The organism is Marinilactibacillus psychrotolerans (assembly GCF_900101525.1).
Lineage (GTDB): Bacteria > Bacillota > Bacilli > Lactobacillales > Carnobacteriaceae_A > Marinilactibacillus > Marinilactibacillus psychrotolerans.
Genome location: NZ_FMZD01000003.1, coordinates 129,142 through 147,944 on the forward strand (window position 1 = coordinate 129,142; position 18,803 = coordinate 147,944).

The following is an 18,803-nucleotide window of genomic DNA, read 5'->3' on the forward strand; positions in this document are numbered from 1 at the left end:
TTTATACATTCGTGTGTAGATAGAAAAGAGGGAAAGTATGGATCAAGCTAACAAAGCACTTTTTATAATATTTGGAGGTACTGGAGATCTCGCACAACGCAAATTGTATCCTTCCTTGTATCGATTATATACAAAAGGGTTTTTAAAAGAAAATTTTGCAGTAATCGGTACGGCTAGACGTGAGTGGTCAGATGATCACTATCAAGAAGTTGTTCGGGATTCTATTCATTCATTAAAGATTTCAGACGAACATGCTTTAGAATTTTCACGTCACTTTTATTATCAATCTCATAATGTCAAAGACACAGAGCACTACAACACGCTTAAAAAGTTAGCTGATCAATTGGATGAAAAATATCAAATTGCAGGCAATAGAGTTTTTTATCTTTCTATGTCACCTACCTTTTTCGGAACGATAACAAAACATCTGAAAAGTCAGAAGTTAGTAACTGAAAATGGTTTTAATCGTGTAATTATAGAAAAACCATTTGGAACTGATTATGAAAGTTCCAAGGCTTTGAATGATGAGATCTTAGAAGCCTTTGAGTCGGACGAGCTTTATCGTATTGATCATTATTTAGGAAAAGAAATGGTTCAAAATATTCTTACATTCAGATTTGCTAATCCAATGATTGAATCTGTCTGGAATAATCAGTTTATTTCTAATATACAAATTACTTTAAGTGAAGAACTTGGAGTAGAAGAACGTGCTGAATATTATGATAAAAGCGGCGCATTGAGAGACATGATGCAAAACCATATCATGCAAATTTTCAGTTTATTGACAATGGATGCACCGAAATCACTAAGTACAAACGAAGTCCGTAGACAGAAAATGCTTGTTTTATCATCTCTTAAAGACCTTACTACCGAGTCTGTTCGATCAGATTTTGTTCGTGGACAGTATACTCGATCATTGGATGATAAATTATGCGGATATCGTGAGGAAGAAAATGTTGCGGATGACTCTATAACCGAAACTTATGTAGCTGGAAAATTAGAACTGAACAATGATCGCTGGAATGGTGTACCTGTTTATATACGTACAGGTAAAAAAATGGCGAAAAAAGAGGCGCAGATTAATATCGTCTTTAAACAAGTAGAAAGTTCGCTTTTCAGTAAAGAGGATACTGCTCCAAATATTTTAACGATCTATTTAGGACCTAGTGAAGGCTTCTCAATTACACTAAATGAAAAGAAAATCGGCTTGGGAATGGATACAGATATCATTCAGTTCGATCATCTGAGAACTGAAAGTATGATTCAAGAAAGTCCTGAAGCTTATGAAAAACTAATCTTAGACTGTCTGAATGGCGATAGAACCCATTTTGCCCATTGGGAAGAAGTTGCGACTTCGTGGAAATTTGTCGATAAGATCAGAACAACTTGGGACGAATCTACTGATAAGTTAGCCAGTTACCCTGCAGGCACCATGGGACCGAAGGAAGCTGATGACTTACTGGAAAAAGACGGTCATAAATGGGTTTGGAATCCCGAGCATTAAATTTTACTAATTGATTTTAGAAAAACCGCTCTCAGCATAGTGAATCTTAAAAGACACTCATAGTATGTATTTAGAACTATGAGTGTCTTTTTAATGATATAGTTTTCTCTGTTTTAAAAACGCTAGTAGCAGACCCATCAGCACCTTTTATTGCAAAGCTTTATGCATGCGGTCAGTTAAGTAGTTATACATTTTTGTTGCTTCGTATTCATTCTTAGATATAATCATAATTGTATCATTTCCAGCTACTGTCCCGACAACTTCTGTAAACGGGATATCATCCATCAATGCGCCGATAACATGTGCATTGCCAGGTATTGTTTTAACAACATTCATAAACTGAACTTGAGTGATATTGTCCACTACCTCTCTTAACGTAGAAGATAATTTATCTTCTATTGTTAATTGGTTGTTTTGATAGATAGTGTATTTAGTTCCTCCATTGACACTTGGTGTTTTAACTAAGTTCAACTCTTTGATATCTCTAGATATAGTCGCTTGAGTAGCGTCAATGCCTTTATTTTTTAATTTGTTCAATAATTCATCTTGTGTACCGATTTCTTCATTCAGTACCATTTGTTTGATCATCATTTGCCTTTCGGATTTTTTCATAAGGACACTCCTGTTTTTACTTTATTAAGATTCTATAATAGCTAACCTAACTATAACCGATATCGTATATAAATTCATTAAATATTTATTAAAACGCTTACTTTGTTTACAAGCGCATTATACTATTGCTAGCTTTACCCACCTTTGCTATAATACAAATGCTTATGTATGAACAAAAACTAGGTTATTTACTAATTATATTAATTTTTAAATAAATAATCATTCCATCATATATACGATTTTACTATTCATTATTATAATACTACTAGGAGGATTTTTTTTGGAATATAAACAACTTGTAGCCAAAGCGTTACACGAAGTCTTAAAAGATCAATTAGAATTAAATGAAATCAGTCACTTATTAGAAAAACCTAAAATGGCAGAGCACGGAGATTTAGCGTTTCCAACATTTCAATTAGCCAAAGTATTGAGAAAAAGTCCTGCTCAGATTGCAGCAAATTTAGAAAGTAAAGTATCCTCTCCTATTATCGAAAAAGCAGAAACTGTAGGACCCTACTTAAATTTCTTTTTGAAAAAAGATCAAGTGAGTCGTCAGATTCTTAATAAGATTTTAGAAGAAAAGGATGACTATGGTTCAAGTGATATAGGTGAAGGACAAAATGTTCCAATCGATATGTCTTCCCCAAATATTGCCAAACCAATGTCAATGGGTCATCTTCGTTCAACTGTTATCGGTAATGCCCTATCTAATATTTTACGAAAAATGGGCTATAATCCAATACGCATCAATTATCTTGGGGATTGGGGAACGCAATTTGGTAAATTAATCTCTGCCTATAAAAAATGGGGAAATGAAGAGGAAGTTCGCGCAAATCCGATCAAAGAACTGCTTCGACTGTATGTCACCTTCCATGAAGAGGCAGAAAAACATCCAGAACTCGAAGATGATGGACGTGCGTGGTTTAAAAAACTTGAAGATGGTAATGAAGAAGCACTTGATCTTTGGAACTGGTTTAGAAAAGAATCACTTGAAGAATTTCAAAAAGTTTATGATCGTTTAAACATTGATTTTGATTCTTACAATGGAGAAGCATTTTATAATGATAAAATGGATTCAGTTGTTTCTCTATTAGACGCTAAAGATCTATTAAAATTAAACCAAGGCGCGCATATTGTTGACTTAGAGAAATATAATCTTAATCCTGCTTTGATCAAAAAAACTGATGGTGCTACTCTTTATATTACGCGTGATTTGGCGGCTGCTCTTTATCGTAAAAACACGTATAAGTTTTCTCAAGCTCTTTATGTTGTCGGTCAAGAACAAGCTAATCATTTTAAACAATTGAAAGCTGTTTTGTCTGAGATGGGATACGACTGGGCAGAAAACATTCATCATATTCCTTTTGGTTTGATTACAAAAGACGGTAAAAAGTTATCTACCAGAAAAGGGAAAGTTGTTTTATTAGAAGAAGTCTTAAATGAAGCTTCTAAATTAGCATTGAATCAAATCGAAACTAAAAATCCAAATCTCAAAGATAAAGAAATTGTAGCGGAACAAGTAGGTGTAGGTGCTGTTATCTTCCATGACCTAAAGAATGATCGTTTAAATAACTTTGATTTTACTATCGAAGAAGTTGTACAGTTTGAGGGTGAAACGGGTCCATATGTTCAATATACTCGTGCACGTGCCCTGAGCATTCTTAAAAAAGCTGGAAAGAGTCACTTCTCTCCTACTGAAAACTACTCATTAACTGATGATTATAGCTGGGAAGTCCTAAAATTAATCCAAGAATTTCCTGAGACATTACAAAGAGCTTACAAACTCTATGAACCCTCTATTATTGCTAAGCATGCAATCCATTTAGCTCAAGCTTTTAATAAATTCTATGCTAATATTCGTGTCTTAGATGAACATCCCGAAAAAGAATCAAGGTTAGCACTTGTTTTTGCGGTAACTGAATTGCTAAAACAAGACTTGACTATCCTTGGAGTTGAAGCGCCCGATCAGATGTAATTAGTAAAAAGCAGGCTTTCCTTTTAAGGAAGACCTGCTTTTTTATTTTTACTTCAATTTATCATTCTCATAAGCATAGGTTAATTCTAAATCAGGAAAATTTTGTTGTCTTAAAGCTTCAAAAATTAGTATATTAGCAGTATTTGATAAGTTTAGTGAACGAACATGTTCATCATTCATTGGAATCCGGAGGCAGTCTTCTTCATATTTGCGCATAAACGGTTCTGGAAGACCGGTTGTCTCTTTTCCAAAAATAAAATAGTGATCTATAGTTGTATCTGCAAAATCTTCATCAGAATATATTTTATTGGCAAACTTAGAAATTAAATACAATCTTCCCTCTTTTGAATACTCAATAAAGGCTTCTAGGCTCTCATGATAGGTGATTTCTACTTCATTCCAATAATCTAAGCCCGCTCTTTTTAAATGTTTATCATCCGTTTCAAATCCAAGCGGTTTAATTAAATGCAAATGTGTATTTGTTCCTGCGCAGGTTCTTGAAATATTACCTGTATTAGCGGGAATTTGTGGCTCAAATAAAACAATGTGATTTGGCATAATTATATACTCCTTGTTTATTAATACTTATTTAGATGGTTCACTACATTAATCAAGTAAACTCTGTACTTTCTTATGTTAAATTTTCTTTCATTAAAGAAATTGCGGTTTGAAATTCTTCAATTGTCTCATCATCTGTTTCTTTAGATAAAGCCTCATTTAAAAAAGAAACAACATCCTCATTCGCTTCTCTTTTTAAAATGACAGAAATGGCCCAAGCTGCAGTCCCTCTAATCATTGGTCTTGGATCTTGATCAATTACTCTTAACAAATCAGGGATAGCAGTTCGATCCCGATAATTTGCTAAAGCAATAATAGCATTTCTTTGTAAAGGTTTTTTCCCTCTCCATGAGCCTGCCATTTCTCCATAAGTATCCTTAAATTCTCGATTAGATATGGTCAGTATAGGTTTGAGTAAAGGCATCGTTTTCTCAGGATCAGGTTCCATATCCTCATGAAAATGTGAGTCTACGCCCTTATTATAAGGGCAGACGATCTGACAAATGTCACATCCATAAATCATATGCCCCATCTTGCGACGATACTCTTTAGGCATGTATCCTTTTGTCTGTGTTTGATAAGATAAACACTTCTGTGCGTTCATTCTTCCATCACCGAGTAGTGCGCCTGTTGGACAGGCTGTCACACAACGAGTACATTCTCCACAACCAAAAGGGACTTCTATGTCGGGGGCAAATTCTAAATTAGTTATAATTTCACCTAGATATACATAAGAACCAAATTCTTTAGTAATCAATAACCCGTTTCTACCTATAAACCCTAATCCGGCTCTTTGTGCAACGGCTACATCTACCAGTTCCCCAGTATCAACCATAGGTTTAAAATTAGCCTTTTCGTTAGCTTCTGCTCGAATGAATTCAATTAATAAGTCCATTCTTTTTCTCAACACGTCATGATAATCAGACCCCCAAGAAGCTCGAGCGAACTCTCCTCTTCTTTCTCCTTTGACTCTAGGTGGTTTTGTACGCATCTTTGATGGATAGGCTACAGCAATCGCAATAATGGACCGGGGCTTAGAAAAGATTTTATCTGGATATACTCGTTCTTCAATTACATCATGCTCAAATCCAGAAGTATACCCTTTTTCTTTTTGAATATACAGCTTTTCTTCTAATTCATAAAAGGGTTCAGCATGAGTAAATCCAATTTTATCAATACCAATTTCTTGGGCTTTCTGTTTTATTTTTTCTTTTAATTCGAGGTTAATTAAACTCTCCTCCATTCAAGCCAATCTTATCTAAATTTTACTAGATTTCTGTAGAGTTAGCTATAGTAAAAATCCGCAACAAAAAACGTATCGCCTCGGTGTCATGCACTGCGAAACGATACGTTAATTAAGCTGTTGCTTTTTCACATTTTTTTATCAGCTTCTGATGGGGTGACTGATAAAAACCAATGAATCAAATCAGCTTATGTTCCATATGATAACATTGGACTATACGCATTGCAAGGCACTAAATAAATAAAGTCTCTAAAACAAAGGAAATATTAACAATATTGTGAACTTTTTGTAAATTGGTTTACATTTTCAAAAATCCCTAATCTAATAGGATCATTTAATTTTGGAAATATCAGTCTTTAGTCCCGATCAAAATCTCCATTTCTATTGTTATTTTTTCAGAAGGAGCTAAAATCAATTGTTCTCTATTGGATTCTTCTATATTCCAACCAAGCGGCGTCATGTTCAGTAAATGTTCCCACAGTTCACTATTTAAATTGTGATCATAAGATACTGTTATCCTATTTGCATTTGGATAATGCTGGTAAAATTTATTTAGAACATCTTTATTAGAATATGGAGTATTATTTTTTCCGATTAGCTCTCTAATTTCAATTAAGTACTTTTCTGACGGTACAACTTTTATGACTTGGCCGCCTGATTTAAGAAGTCGATCAAACTCTTTATAATTTGAAGGAGATAAAATATTAAAAATTGTGTCGTAGCTATTTGATGCAAAGGGAGAATGTGCTAAATCCGCTACACACCAGAAGGCGTCTGTATATGCTGCAGATGCTAATTGGATAGCATCTTTAGAGATATCAAATCCTATATTAGTACCTTCCAGTCCCAATTTAATTAAATGCTGTAGGTGAGAACCTTCTCCGCAGCCAACATCTAAGTGAACACCATTTTTACAATTTACTTCCGAGACTATATTTTTAAGCATAGGATACCACAGACCGTCTTCTGCAATTAGTCTTCTAGATTGCAACATATCTTTGTTGTATTCATTTTGTGGTTGCTTAAGCAGGAAATGTACTGTCCCTTTTTTAGAAAGATCAAATGAATGATGATTTGAACAGACTAATTGAAAGTCTTGAATAGGAATGAAATGATCCTTGCAAATTGGGCATTGAAATAAGTCTAGATGATTATTTATAAATAATTTTGAGTTTTCTATTTTTTTCATTTGATCCTCTTTCAATTTAAATTTTAATAATTTTGGTTCATTATAAGTCTATATTCTAGGAGTACTATCAAATTCATGATATAACGAAATTAGAAAATAAGAAAGGATGATTTATATGCCATGGAATACAAACGACTATCCAGCATCAATGAAAAATTTAGATGGGGTAGTACGTAAAAAAGCAATTGATATCGGTAATGCATTATTGGACAGTAATTATCCAGAAGATCGTGCTATTCCTATCGCAATTAGTCAAGCTAAAGAGTGGTATAAAGATGCTTCAGAAAAAGAAGTAAATTCATACAAATATCAAGAGAATCCTAAAAAGAGTGATGAACATGATGACGAAAGTAATACAGACCTACTCGATAATGATGTAAAAGTCTTTTTTAAAGAAGATGAATGGAAAGTGCAAACTCAAGGCGCTAAAAGACCAGATTCGACTTTCTCACACAAACAAGATGCAATTGATAGAGCCAAAGAAATTGCGCAAAATAAAAATAGTAAAGTAGTTCGCTATACAAAAGAAGGCAAGAAACAAGATTAACCCTATAAAAAGCAGGAAAAACTCAATTTTTAATGAGTTTTTCCTGCTTTTACTGTTTACCCTCGAGACAAAGGCATGCTCATACATCTCGGGCCACCACGGCCTCTTGAAAGCTCACTGGATGGAACTTCAAGTACTTTTACTCCGTACTCCCTCATTAAATCATTTGAAACATAATTACGATTATAGGTAACAACTACTCCAGGTTCAATTGCTAAAGTATTTGATCCGTCATTCCATTGTTCTCTAGGTGCCGCGATAGCATCTCCTCCTCCACAAGGAATAAGAGCCAGCTCTGATATCTTCAAAGCTTCCATTAAAGCTTTGGAAAGATCTGTTTGATGTTTAACCTCGATTTCTCCTTTATGCTTACCTGGCTGAAGAACATAAACGGACATTTTACCATCTAGACTCTGAATACCAGGATGAATCGTAAATTTATCAGTATCTATCATTGTGAATACTGTGTCCAAATGCATCATAGCTCTGACATGAGGAATTTCGATTGCTAATATTTTTTTGAAAGTACTATTACTAGAAAATAGTGTTTTAGCTAATTCTTCTATGGCACGTCCACTGGTTCTTTGAGAAATACCAATCGCTAATACTTCTTCATTCAATACTAACACGTCCCCTCCTTCTATAGAAGTGGAAACCATACGATCTCTCCAGATGTTTAAACCAGAGTCTTTAAAGTCAGGATGATAGTTCACAATTATTTCCATGAATAAAGATTCACGCTTACGAGCGGTGTAAGTCATATTATTAATAGAAATGCCACCACCTAAAATATTTGCAGGATCACGTGTATAATATAAATTAGGCATTGGCTGCATTAGAAATAACGATTTCTTTTGATGATCTGCGCTCCATGCTAATGAAGTTGAATGAATATCAACTTCGTCATTACGAATTCCTGCCATTATTTTATCCACCATGGACTGGGTATCCATGGAAAACAAATAGTTCGATAATTCATTCGCAATATCTATTTCGTGAATATCAGACTCATTTATAAATTGCTGAACGATTTTTTCTTTGCTATGAGAGTGTTCTATTGCTTCAGCAGCAAGTTTTTCAAGATAATATACCTGAGCACCATTATCTTTAAGAACATTTGCAAAAGCATCGTGTTCTTGTTGGATTATGGGTAAATAAGGGATATCATCAAATAATAAATCATGCATTGTATTTGGAGTGAGGTTTTCCACTTCGCGTCCAGGTCTTTTCAATAGTACAGAATTCAATTTCGATATTTCTGATGTTACGTTAATATTTAAGCTCATGTTTGTCCTCCTAATCGACACACTCATAGATATAATAATAAAGACTTTTTAAAAGAAAAACAAACATATTAATTATTTGGTAAAAAATTCATTTCCCAGCAGTTATATGGATATTTATACTTTTATATGAATGTTTAACCAATAAAAAAAGAATTTAGATTACCCAAAAGAATAACTTTGGCTTCATCTAAATTCTTTATAGTCTAGAATTATTTATGAATGTTCTTAAAGTTTTATATCAGGTACTGTCACTGGATCATCTTCTAAAGCATTATGCTCTGGAGGAGCAGCAACTGTTTCTGGAACTGCTTCATACTCTACAGGTGGATTATAAACTTCATTATTTGTTATTTGTTCAGAAAATTTCATTTCAGCATTTTCTACCATATTATCGAGTTTGATAATCATTTTGTTTTTTGAGTCATTTGCTTTGCCTTTAAGATCTTGTTGCAATTCTTCTCCTGATTGTTTAGCAAGCATATAAGCTGCTGCTGCTCCTAAAGCACTACCTAGTGCAATTCCAAAACTAAAACTACTTTTTGACATTTTTAGTTGCCTCCTATAAAATTTTCACCATATTTTTCAAGTGTAACTAATTCAATACATATACATAGTGCTTCTAGCGCAACTTCTAATTTATCTAGTTCTATAAAGCTAGGTGCTAGTCTGATACTATTATCTAAGGGATTAATCCCATATGGATATGTTGCATTAGCTGGTGTTAATTGTATTCCAATTTCACCCATTTTGTCTACTATTTTGGTTGCACATCCATCCCTAGTGGTTAAATGAACAAAGTAACCGCCTTTAGGATTAGTCCAATTGATAAACTTTTTTCTTTCCCCTGAAAAATATGCGCTAAGAATAGATTGTATCCAAACAAACTTAGGCTTTAAAATTTTTGCATGCTCTTCCATTAATTGTTGGATATTATTAGTATCTTTTAGAAAAAGCACATGTCTTTTTTGATTCAATTTATCAAAACTTATAATTTGTTTACTGAGTTCTTCCGCTAATCTAAGAATATTTTTTTCAGATGCTCCTACTGCAGCAACACCTGCGCCAGGAAACGTGATTTTTGAAGTAGACACAAACATATAAGGTCGATTTGGAACATCAGATTTTTTGCAAGCTTCTAATAGATTCAATGCTTTCTCATGCTCATCATCTAGATGATGAACAACATATGCGTTATCCCACATAATCAAAAAGTCTTCTGCTGCAGTATGCATTTCAGCTAATCTTTCAACTACTTCATCGGAATAAGTTTCTCCTGTGGGATTGCTATAAGTCGGCACACAAAAGATTCCCTTGATTGAAGAGTCTTGTGAAACAATCTTTTCGATCAGTTCCATATCAGGGCCTTCACCAGTTAATTCTACTGGAATCATTTTAATTCCCAGTCTTTCAAGGATTGACCAGTGGCGGTCATATCCAGGACTAGGACATAAAAATTTAACGTCCGCTTCTTTACTCCAAGGACTTTCTCCTGTAAACATTTCCATCATGAGGACCGCATACATAAGCTGTAAGCTAGAGTTTCCTCCTACTAGAGTCTCCTCAACTGAAGTCTCTAAAATGTCGCTAAAAAGCCTCCTAGCTTCTTTAATACCTAATAATCCACCATAGTTCCGTATATCTTGTTCATCTTCGCTCATCCAGTCAGAAAGATCTAATGCATTAAGCAAAGGTTTAGATAATTCTAGCTGTTGTCTAGAAGGGATTCCTCTGGTTATATTAATGTCAAATGGGCGCTTCTTATAAAGATTATATTGCATGCGAACTTGTTCTAACCTTCCATCTAAATGGTTTTTATTCATATAAACTCTCTCCTTTATTGAGAAGTAAAGCGAAGTATTTCGGACAATAGACTGTTACATCAAAGTATAGCTTACTTTATTAAGAAAAGTAAACTACTATAAAATCCTACTCTAAAATTTATCATGTTATAAAGTGAAATTACTTTTTTATAATAAAAAGACAGAGCACAGTTCCTACTCTGTCTTAATGTTATGCTCTAATCTGTTCTTTAATCTTTTCAATACATAAATTATGGTCGTGTGTTCGAGCGGGGCATTGATAACGACCAAAAAATATCATTCGATGATGTGCAACACTCCAAAGGTCCTCAGGAAGTTTCTCCATCAAAGTATTTTCAACTTGTCTGACGGTTGCCTTTTGAGAACAGATATTAAATTTCTTACTAATTCTTTCTACGTGTGTATCTACAGCAATAGCTGGCTTATCAAAAGCCACACTCATCACTACATTAGCCGTTTTACGTCCAACTCCAGCGAGACTTTCTAATTCCTTATGAGTCGAGGGTACTTCTCCACCAAATTTTTCAACTAATTCTCTAGAACATTTTTTTATAAACTTAGATTTATTCCGATATAAGCCAATTGTTTTAATTTTATCCATGATATCATCAAGCGGTGCTTCCATCATAAGTTCCGGGGTCGGATAGGCTTGAAATAATGCTGGTGTTATTTTATTAACAGAAATATCTGTTGTTTGGGCACTTAAGATAACAGATATCAATAATTCAAAGGAATTTTTATGAACCAGTTCTGCTTTTGCATTCGGAAATAGTTTCCCCATTGCTTCTATTAATTCGATTGTCTCTTTGCTTGTTAATAATTTTTCTTTATCAGGCATTGAACCCCTCCCCCTATATTTAATAAAGATAAAATCAATCTTTAAAATCTTTTAACCAATCATACATCGGAACGGGCTTCGAAGGTTGAGAAGTCGAAATAGAATCTTGTACCTTTTTATTTCGGTACTGTTTTGATTCTTTTTCAACCTGGTCTTTGCTTCTAATATTTTTCTTTTCCCAGTTTAATAAAATTCGATCAATATACTTCAAACTATAAACTTGACTTAAGACCGCTTCTCTAAGTGCCATTTGAATAAGCTCAGGTTTATAATGATCTTCATCAATCCACATATTGAGTGTTTGTATTTCAATAGGAGAAAGAGGTCTCCCAAATTCCTTTTCAAATAGTTGATATAATTCTTTAGAATCAATTTCTGTCTGCATTTGCATTTTTTCGTTATTATTTTGTTTCAAGCATAATAGTACCTTTTCCCAAAGCAAATCAAAAGAGAACTCATCTTTGCTCTTACCCTCTTCATCAACTTTGGTATTGATGGTTAAAACATCCTTATTAATAAGAGCATGTACTTCTTTAAAGGCATCATCTCGTGAAATCTTCATTCTATCAGCGATTACATTAATATTTGGAAAGCCTTCACCTTGATCAACAAATGATTTTAACTGAATTAAAAAGACCAGATTCTCATTTGAAAGACCGAGTTGTTTATAAGTTTGTAGTAAAAGGGTAGAAATCGTCACGTGTCCAGATTTTAACCATTCTTTAAACAACTCTTCGTTCAATGGCCTCACCCTTTCGTATTATTTCAAGTCTTATGGATAGATTCTATTTAGTAAGCGTGGAAACGGAATCGCTTCACGGATATGTTCTGTACCAGATAACCAAGTAATGGTTCTTTCTAATCCTAAACCAAACCCAGAATGTGGAACACTTCCATATTTTCTCAGATCTAGATACCAGTCGTAGTCTTTGATGTCTAAGCCATGTTTTTCTAACTGGGTCTGCAAAGCTTCATAATCATCTTCACGTTGACTTCCGCCGATAATTTCTCCATAACCTTCTGGTGCAATCATATCTGCACACAATACAACATCATCTCTGTCAGGATGGGGCTTCATATAAAAAGGCTTAATTGCTTTAGGATAATTTAAAATGAAAACCGGCTGGTCATACTGGTTTGCAATAAAAGTTTCTTGTGGAGATCCAAAATCTTCTCCCCACTCAATCTCAAAATCATTTTCTTTTAGTAATTCAACTGCTTCGTCATAAGAAATTCTTGGGTAAGGTAATGTAGTATATTTTTTCAACAGTTCTTTATCTCTTTCTAAGATCTCAAGAGCCATATCACAATTATTCAAAACACTTTGAACAAGGTAAGCAACATATTTTTCTTGTATCTCCAAAGATTCCTCTTGGTTCATAAAAGCCATCTCAGGTTCAATCATCCAGAATTCAATCAAATGACGACGAGTTTTAGATTTTTCAGCTCTGAATGTAGGACCAAAAGAAAATACTTTTCCTAAAGCCATTGCAGCAGCTTCCATATACAACTGTCCACTTTGTGATAAGAAAGCATCATACTCAAAGTATTGAGTATGGAAAAGTTCAGTCGTATCTTCTGCAGCGTTTCCTGTTAAAATTGGTGGATCAACTTTCAAGAAGCCTTCCTTATTGAAAAATTCATAAGTTGCTCGAATGACTTCATTACGAATCTGCATAATTGCATGTTGTTTAGACGAACGTAACCATAGATGACGATGATCCATTAAGAACTCAGTTCCATGTTCCTTAGGAGTAATAGGATAATCTTTCGATTCACCGATAATTTCAATTTCTTTAACATGGATCTCATAACCAAATTTTGAACGTGTATCCTCTTGTATAATTCCAGTTACCCATACAGAAGATTCTTGAGTCAAACTTTTGGCTAAATCAAAAACTGGTTCTTCAACTTCGCTTTTAACTACAACTCCTTGAAAATATGCAGATCCATCTCGTAGCTGAAGGAATGCAATTTTTCCACTTGAACGTTTATTTGAAATCCATCCCCCAATTGTTACTGTTTCACCTATATGTTTAGGGGCTTCAATAATTCTAATTTTTTCCAATGTTCAGTCTCCTTATCCTAAATACTTTTTCAATTATTATATATTATCTATAGTTTTTAACCATTCACCATCTTCTAAATTTAAGATGTAATATCCTAAACGTCCATTTTCATTTCGGTAGCTCACTTCCCAGATAGGCGTATTATTATCCATCCCTATACGAGCTTCTAATATTTTCGCAGGTTGACGAGCTTCTCTTGTTCTTTGAATAGCTTGTTGTTTAATAATTGTTTCTTCAACGGGAATAGAAGTTGTTTCACCGTTATCCTGATTGATTAATACAACTAACTCAGTTTCCTCTTCAGTTTTACCCACTACAGCAAAGAACGTTTCACTGTCATTATACCAATAAAATTCTTCTGGTGTAATGATTTCAGAATGTGTCATTGCATATTCAAAGGCTTGATTTTTAGAATTGTTGTATGGAGCAACAGATCTTCTGTATAGTACAATTGTGCCTGCTATCAGCATAATCAAGAATACAGCAAGGCCAATAAAAAATTTTTTCAATTTATTTCCCTCACAGTCTTAAAGTTCAACTATCTAAGTATATCAAATTAAGGTTTAGAAATAAATATTATTAGACACTTTCGCTTTTTTTCAATTTCCATTTTTTAAAAAATGATTGATTTCTTTTGAAATAACTTTTAATGGTAACTGTTCAATTTTTACTTCTGGAGGTAAAGCTTGCTTAAATATGTGGGCATAACTTGACTCAATATATCTGCTGTCTAATATAATTAAGATACCTTTATCGTTTTCAGAACGAATCAATCGTCCAAAACCTTGTTTCATTCTGAGAACGGCTCGAGGCAATGTATCTTGTACAAAAGGATTTTGATTATGAGCCAGTATTTCTTTATATCGCATTTTAACTGCCGGTAGCTCTGGAGAATCAAATGGAAGTCTTGTTACGATCACAATCTTTAATGAGTCACCTGGCAAGTCGATTCCTTCCCAAAATGAATCTGCCCCCAGTAGTAAGGCATTTCTATTTTTCTTGAACTGTTTTAATAATTTCGACTTAGTTCCAGAAATATTTTGGGCAAGTATTAATTTATTATCAAGCGATTTCTTATTTTGCAAGTTATGATAAACCCGTTGTAATGAGTCAATCGATCTAAACAAAATTAGTGCATTCTCATCCACTTCTTTTGCTAGAATCTCAATTGAGTCCGTCAAATATCCAATATAGTCATCACTAGAGGATTCTTTTACTGCTAATAATTTCTCCGGTACATATACTTTTGTATTTTTTTCATAATTATATGAAGACAAAAGTTCTACAAATCTAAGATTATCTAGTTCTAATTGTTTCTTAAAAAAATCAATTGATCGATTATAAGAAAGCGTGCTACTTGTGTACACTACATGACTGTAGTCTTGTAATGAGTGTAATAACTTTTCTTTCATATAAAGACTTGTTCTATTAAATTTTAAAGTACTACTAGGCTTTTTTGAATAATAAGAAATCCAAGAATGGTCACCAGGACTATTCTGATCAAAAATAGTTTTAAAGGACTGGGCATTGTTGGTAAGTTCTTCTAGAAAATCATTAAACATGAGCATATTGAATTGCTCAGAAGAAGATAGTTGATCTTTATCTTCTAGACTTTTATTTATAATATGGTTTCCTACGTAGATTACTTCATACACTAATCTAGTTAATTCCTTTACTGTTCTCTTGAGCGGGAGACTCAATTGCGAGAATTCAACAGATCTTTCCTGCCATTTGATAATCCTAGACTTTTTTTCTCTTGATAGATTTAATTGGTCTACCCAGTAATCTATAAAAGCTTCCCATTCGGATTCAAAAAGTGTTTTGTTTGTTTCAATGGACTGAATTTGATATTCTTTGATGATATTTCTTCTAGATAATTCATACAAAGTTGCTATAATAGAATTTTCTTTTTCTAAGGTACCAAATTTCTTAAGAACTGATATAAATGAATTATAGGATATCGTTTCAGTGGCAGCAGATTGAACAACATCTGGAAAAAAGTGGGCCTCATCAATAAGAATTCTTTCTACATCAGAAAACAAACTCTTTTCCTTTTTCCAATCATGAACCAAGAAGGCATGATTCGTTACAATAATTGCAGCTTGATCTAGTGCTTTTTGAGCACGGTGATAAAAATCAAGATTTTTCCACTTTTGAAATGTTTTACTGGTAAGGTTTGCCTGACCTACTCTTACCTCTGTCCAGAAATCATGGCTATTATTCCCTCCTGCACCTAATTCATCCAGATCTCCAGTAGTAGTCTCAGTTAACCATACTAAAATGCGCATACAAAATAAGGCCTCAATATCTTGTAAATCCACATGTTTCAATTTATATTCAAAGTTAGCAAGAGAAAGATAATGATACTTTCCTTTCACTGAAGCAATTTTTAAAGGAAACGCTAGAAATTGGTTTAAGTATGCAAAGGTTTCTTCTACCATTTGTCTTTGTAATATAGTCGTTTTAGTACTGATTAAAATGGGCTTTTCTGAAGTAGCAATAAAGCTGATAGGAAGCATATAACCTAAAGATTTACCTAGACCAGATGAACCTTCAATAGCTAATCCATCCATTTTTTCGGATTTTTTAAAATATTGATAAACTGTATCCATCATCTCTTCTTGTGTTGACCTTTTTAAATACGAGTCATCAAAAAAAGCTGTTTTTGATTTAGAAGATTCAGGATAAAATGAATTTATAGGAGGCTTTATAGCTTGAATACATATAGAAGGATCTTTTAACGCTATTCCTTCTGCAATTACAAGATCTTTACTTAAATCTTTTGGTGCTTTTTTCATAATGTCTAATGCGTGAATAAAGAAAAGATACGTTTCTGCAATACAATAATGGGATAGTTCAGCCAGTTTCTCCACTGTTGTCAAGGGGAGTGTTTGCAGTTTTTCATCCATTTTTTTAAGTAGAAAAACAGTAGCTTCAGCATCAAATAAAGCATTATGAGGGCGATCTAGATCATAGCCCAACCATTCTACAATTTCCTGTAAAACATAACTATTTGATGTCGGGAAAATAACCTGCGCAAGTTCAACCGTATCAATAGCTGGAATCGTTAATTTTGGAAATCCTGCTCTCTGAAACTCCTGATTAAGAAATTGAAAATCAAATCCTACATTATGAGCAACAAAAATTGTCTGTTCTAGCATTGAGTAAAGAATAGGGGCAATATCTTCAAAGTAAGGTGCTTCTTTAACCTCTTTAGAACTAATCCCAGTAAGTTCTTGTATTCTTTTAGGAACGTTTTTTAGGGGATTAACATACGTATCGAAAGACTCTAAGATTTCTCCGTTTTCTAAAAGTACACATGCGAATTGAATCATTCTATCATTTTCGATATTTCCGCCTGTTGACTCTATATCTACAATGGCATAAATTTGATTTTTTTTCATAAAAACCTCCTTTCCTTATAACTTGGAAAAGTAATAAATTTATATTTATTTTTGTTTAGGTATTAATTGATTTGCAGTTATCCATTTTAGGATTTGAGAATAATCATTTTCTATTTCTTGATCCAGCACTGCTTGCTCTACTCTATCCAGTAAATCTCCTAGCCATATTCCAGCTTTTTGATCAGTTAATTTTAAGAGATCTTTTCCCGAGATAGCTAAATCTTTTTTTGAATAAATAGGAAGATCATTGTAGAATTTTTCGACTAGCCTTCTGTTGGAATCATATTTCAATAAAGCTAAAACATTCTCAGTTTCAAGTGATAATCTTTTTCCTACTTTATATATTGTTTCTTTACTAATTTGCTTATGCAGGCGTTCATGAGCTGTCATATAAACTGTTTCAATATCTTGAATGTTTTTATTTGAAAGTTTCCATGAACGAAGGAACCCTCTAACTTCAGTAGGCATAAGCGTTGAACACATTAAATAAGATACCCAGATTTGGATTTCATTTTCAAAAGGCTTTTCAATACTGATTAATCCTTCAAGTCCTTGCTTATCCAGCCCTGGGCAATAGGCATATAGGTTTGTTTTAATAAAATAAAGCAGGCCTTTATTCTTGGATTTTCCTAAAAACATCTTAATAAATTCAATTTGAATTCGTTCAATCGCAATATGACTTAATAGAGCTGCATGTTTTTTTATTGCTTCAGTTGTATGCCTATCTATCTCAAAATCTAACTGCGCTGCAAAACGAGTAGCTCTGAGCATACGAAGAGCATCTTCGTTGAACCGTTCATCTGGAATTCCAACTGCTTTGATAAGCCGGGAATTTAAGTCTTCTTTGCCATTGAAATAATCATGAATGACTCCATCTCCATCCATTGCTAGAGCATTAATGGTAAAGTCTCTTCTTTTTAAATCTTCTTTTAATGAACGCACAAAAGTAACCGAATCTGGACGTCTAAAATCCTGATACGTTGATTCGGTTCGAAAAGTTGTTATTTCATAAGAATGTTCACCGGAAAGAACCAATACCGTTCCATGTTCAATTCCAACATCAATTGTTTTTTTAAAAAGCTTTTTTACTTCATTTGGAAATGCACTAGTTGCAATATCAACATCATTTACCTCATGATTTAATAATGCATCTCTAACACTTCCACCTACAAAATATGCCTCAAAACCGGCAGAATTAAGCTTGTTTAAAACAGGTAGAGCTTCAATAAACACATTATCTAATTCAATTCTATTGTTTGCCATATTAAACGTGCGACAGCGCTCTTCAATCTTCTCAGTTGAAGTGCCTCGCCTGCTCGCTCCTTTACTTATTTAAAGATATATTTAGTCTTCAACTCTTTCAAACCGATTGTAATCTCTGGTGTTAAATTTGTTCATCACGAGTTTAAATGCGTCCGATAAATCTATATCTAAAGAGTTCGCTAAACTAATCATTACAAATAGTACATCTCCCAGTTCTTCTTCAATAGATTTCTCAGTTTCCTCAGCTTTCTTTGGTTTATCACCATGAATATGGTTGATTTCTCTGGCAAGTTCTCCAACTTCTTCTGTCAAGCGTGCAAGTTGACCTAAAGGTGAAAAGTATCCTGCTTTAAACTGCTTTATGTACTCATCGACTTCTTTTTGCAAAACCCTAATATCTGTCATTATTAAACCCTCAAATCACTTAAAAAGTGCTATTTTCAAGAATCAATAGAGTACAATCACTCTGAACCAATTGTACTCCATTATCTCTAA

The 18,803-nt window shown here is 33.6% G+C and carries 17 protein-coding genes; 3 read left to right on the forward strand and 14 right to left on the reverse strand.

Annotated elements, in window-relative coordinates; all coding sequences use genetic code 11:
- Window positions 1–37 precede the first annotated feature (37 nt).
- Window positions 38–1,504 carry a glucose-6-phosphate dehydrogenase gene (zwf, locus tag BLT22_RS02560; protein WP_091760318.1) on the forward strand — a complete coding sequence of 489 codons (1,467 nt, stop codon included), beginning with the start codon at window positions 38–40 and terminating at the stop codon, window positions 1,502–1,504.
- Window positions 1,505–1,651: 147 nt separating this feature from the next.
- Here the strand turns inward: zwf and argR are convergent, their stop codons facing one another.
- A complete protein-coding gene (argR, locus tag BLT22_RS02565) occupies window positions 1,652–2,116 on the reverse strand; it encodes an arginine repressor (protein WP_087059604.1) in 465 nt (154 codons plus the stop codon).
- Between the two features lie 280 nt (window positions 2,117–2,396).
- Between argR and argS the strand changes: the two genes are divergently transcribed.
- Window positions 2,397–4,091, forward strand: coding sequence for an arginine--tRNA ligase (gene argS / locus BLT22_RS02570; protein ID WP_091760321.1), 1,695 nt, complete (start codon window positions 2,397–2,399; stop codon window positions 4,089–4,091).
- A 48-nt stretch (window positions 4,092–4,139) separates the two neighbouring features.
- Here the strand turns inward: argS and trmL are convergent, their stop codons facing one another.
- The 3 genes from trmL to BLT22_RS02585 form a co-directional block, all read right to left on the reverse strand.
- Entirely contained in the window at window positions 4,140–4,649 is a 510-nt protein-coding gene (trmL, locus tag BLT22_RS02575) for a tRNA (uridine(34)/cytosine(34)/5-carboxymethylaminomethyluridine(34)-2'-O)-methyltransferase TrmL (RefSeq protein WP_091760324.1), read from the reverse strand.
- Between the two features lie 73 nt (window positions 4,650–4,722).
- On the reverse strand, window positions 4,723–5,892 hold the full coding sequence (gene queG, locus BLT22_RS02580; protein ID WP_091760327.1) for a tRNA epoxyqueuosine(34) reductase QueG: 1,170 nt from the start codon (window positions 5,890–5,892) through the stop codon (window positions 4,723–4,725).
- 349 nt (window positions 5,893–6,241) lie between these two features.
- Window positions 6,242–7,081: a methyltransferase domain-containing protein gene (locus BLT22_RS02585; RefSeq protein ID WP_091760330.1), complete on the reverse strand. Its 840-nt coding sequence runs from the start codon at window positions 7,079–7,081 to the stop codon at window positions 6,242–6,244.
- Between the two features lie 115 nt (window positions 7,082–7,196).
- Here BLT22_RS02585 and BLT22_RS02590 point away from each other — a divergent pair, with 115 nt between their 5' ends.
- On the forward strand, window positions 7,197–7,628 hold the full coding sequence (locus BLT22_RS02590; protein ID WP_087059616.1) for a DUF2188 domain-containing protein: 432 nt from the start codon (window positions 7,197–7,199) through the stop codon (window positions 7,626–7,628).
- Between the two features lie 56 nt (window positions 7,629–7,684).
- On the opposite strand, the gene arcA is transcribed toward BLT22_RS02590, so the two are convergent.
- From arcA to BLT22_RS02640, 10 genes are all read right to left on the reverse strand, one after another.
- On the reverse strand, window positions 7,685–8,914 hold the full coding sequence (gene arcA, locus BLT22_RS02595) for an arginine deiminase (protein WP_091760333.1): 1,230 nt from the start codon (window positions 8,912–8,914) through the stop codon (window positions 7,685–7,687).
- A 225-nt stretch (window positions 8,915–9,139) separates the two neighbouring features.
- On the reverse strand, window positions 9,140–9,460 hold the full coding sequence (locus tag BLT22_RS02600; RefSeq protein WP_087059620.1) for a YtxH domain-containing protein: 321 nt from the start codon (window positions 9,458–9,460) through the stop codon (window positions 9,140–9,142).
- A 2-nt stretch (window positions 9,461–9,462) separates the two neighbouring features.
- Entirely contained in the window at window positions 9,463–10,734 is a 1,272-nt protein-coding gene (locus tag BLT22_RS02605) for an aspartate aminotransferase type Ic (RefSeq protein WP_091760334.1), read from the reverse strand.
- A 190-nt stretch (window positions 10,735–10,924) separates the two neighbouring features.
- Window positions 10,925–11,572 (reverse strand): endonuclease III, encoded by a 648-nt coding sequence (gene nth / locus BLT22_RS02610; RefSeq protein ID WP_087059624.1) that lies wholly within the window; start codon window positions 11,570–11,572, stop codon window positions 10,925–10,927.
- 34 nt (window positions 11,573–11,606) lie between these two features.
- The gene (locus BLT22_RS02615; RefSeq protein WP_236048773.1) at window positions 11,607–12,323 is read right to left on the reverse strand and encodes a DnaD domain-containing protein; all 717 of its coding nucleotides are present in this window, start codon (window positions 12,321–12,323) and stop codon (window positions 11,607–11,609) included.
- A 21-nt stretch (window positions 12,324–12,344) separates the two neighbouring features.
- Window positions 12,345–13,640 (reverse strand): asparagine--tRNA ligase, encoded by a 1,296-nt coding sequence (asnS, locus tag BLT22_RS02620; protein WP_087059628.1) that lies wholly within the window; start codon window positions 13,638–13,640, stop codon window positions 12,345–12,347.
- 36 nt (window positions 13,641–13,676) lie between these two features.
- Window positions 13,677–14,150, reverse strand: coding sequence for a cell wall elongation regulator TseB-like domain-containing protein (locus tag BLT22_RS02625; protein ID WP_091760337.1), 474 nt, complete (start codon window positions 14,148–14,150; stop codon window positions 13,677–13,679).
- Between the two features lie 90 nt (window positions 14,151–14,240).
- A complete protein-coding gene (locus BLT22_RS02630) occupies window positions 14,241–17,045 on the reverse strand; it encodes a helicase C-terminal domain-containing protein (protein WP_091760340.1) in 2,805 nt (934 codons plus the stop codon).
- A gap of 45 nt (window positions 17,046–17,090) precedes the next feature.
- Window positions 17,091–18,308, reverse strand: coding sequence for a CCA tRNA nucleotidyltransferase (locus BLT22_RS02635; RefSeq protein ID WP_091760342.1), 1,218 nt, complete (start codon window positions 18,306–18,308; stop codon window positions 17,091–17,093).
- A gap of 81 nt (window positions 18,309–18,389) precedes the next feature.
- A complete protein-coding gene (locus BLT22_RS02640; RefSeq protein WP_091760345.1) occupies window positions 18,390–18,713 on the reverse strand; it encodes a nucleotide pyrophosphohydrolase in 324 nt (107 codons plus the stop codon).
- Window positions 18,714–18,803: the final 90 nt, after the last annotated feature.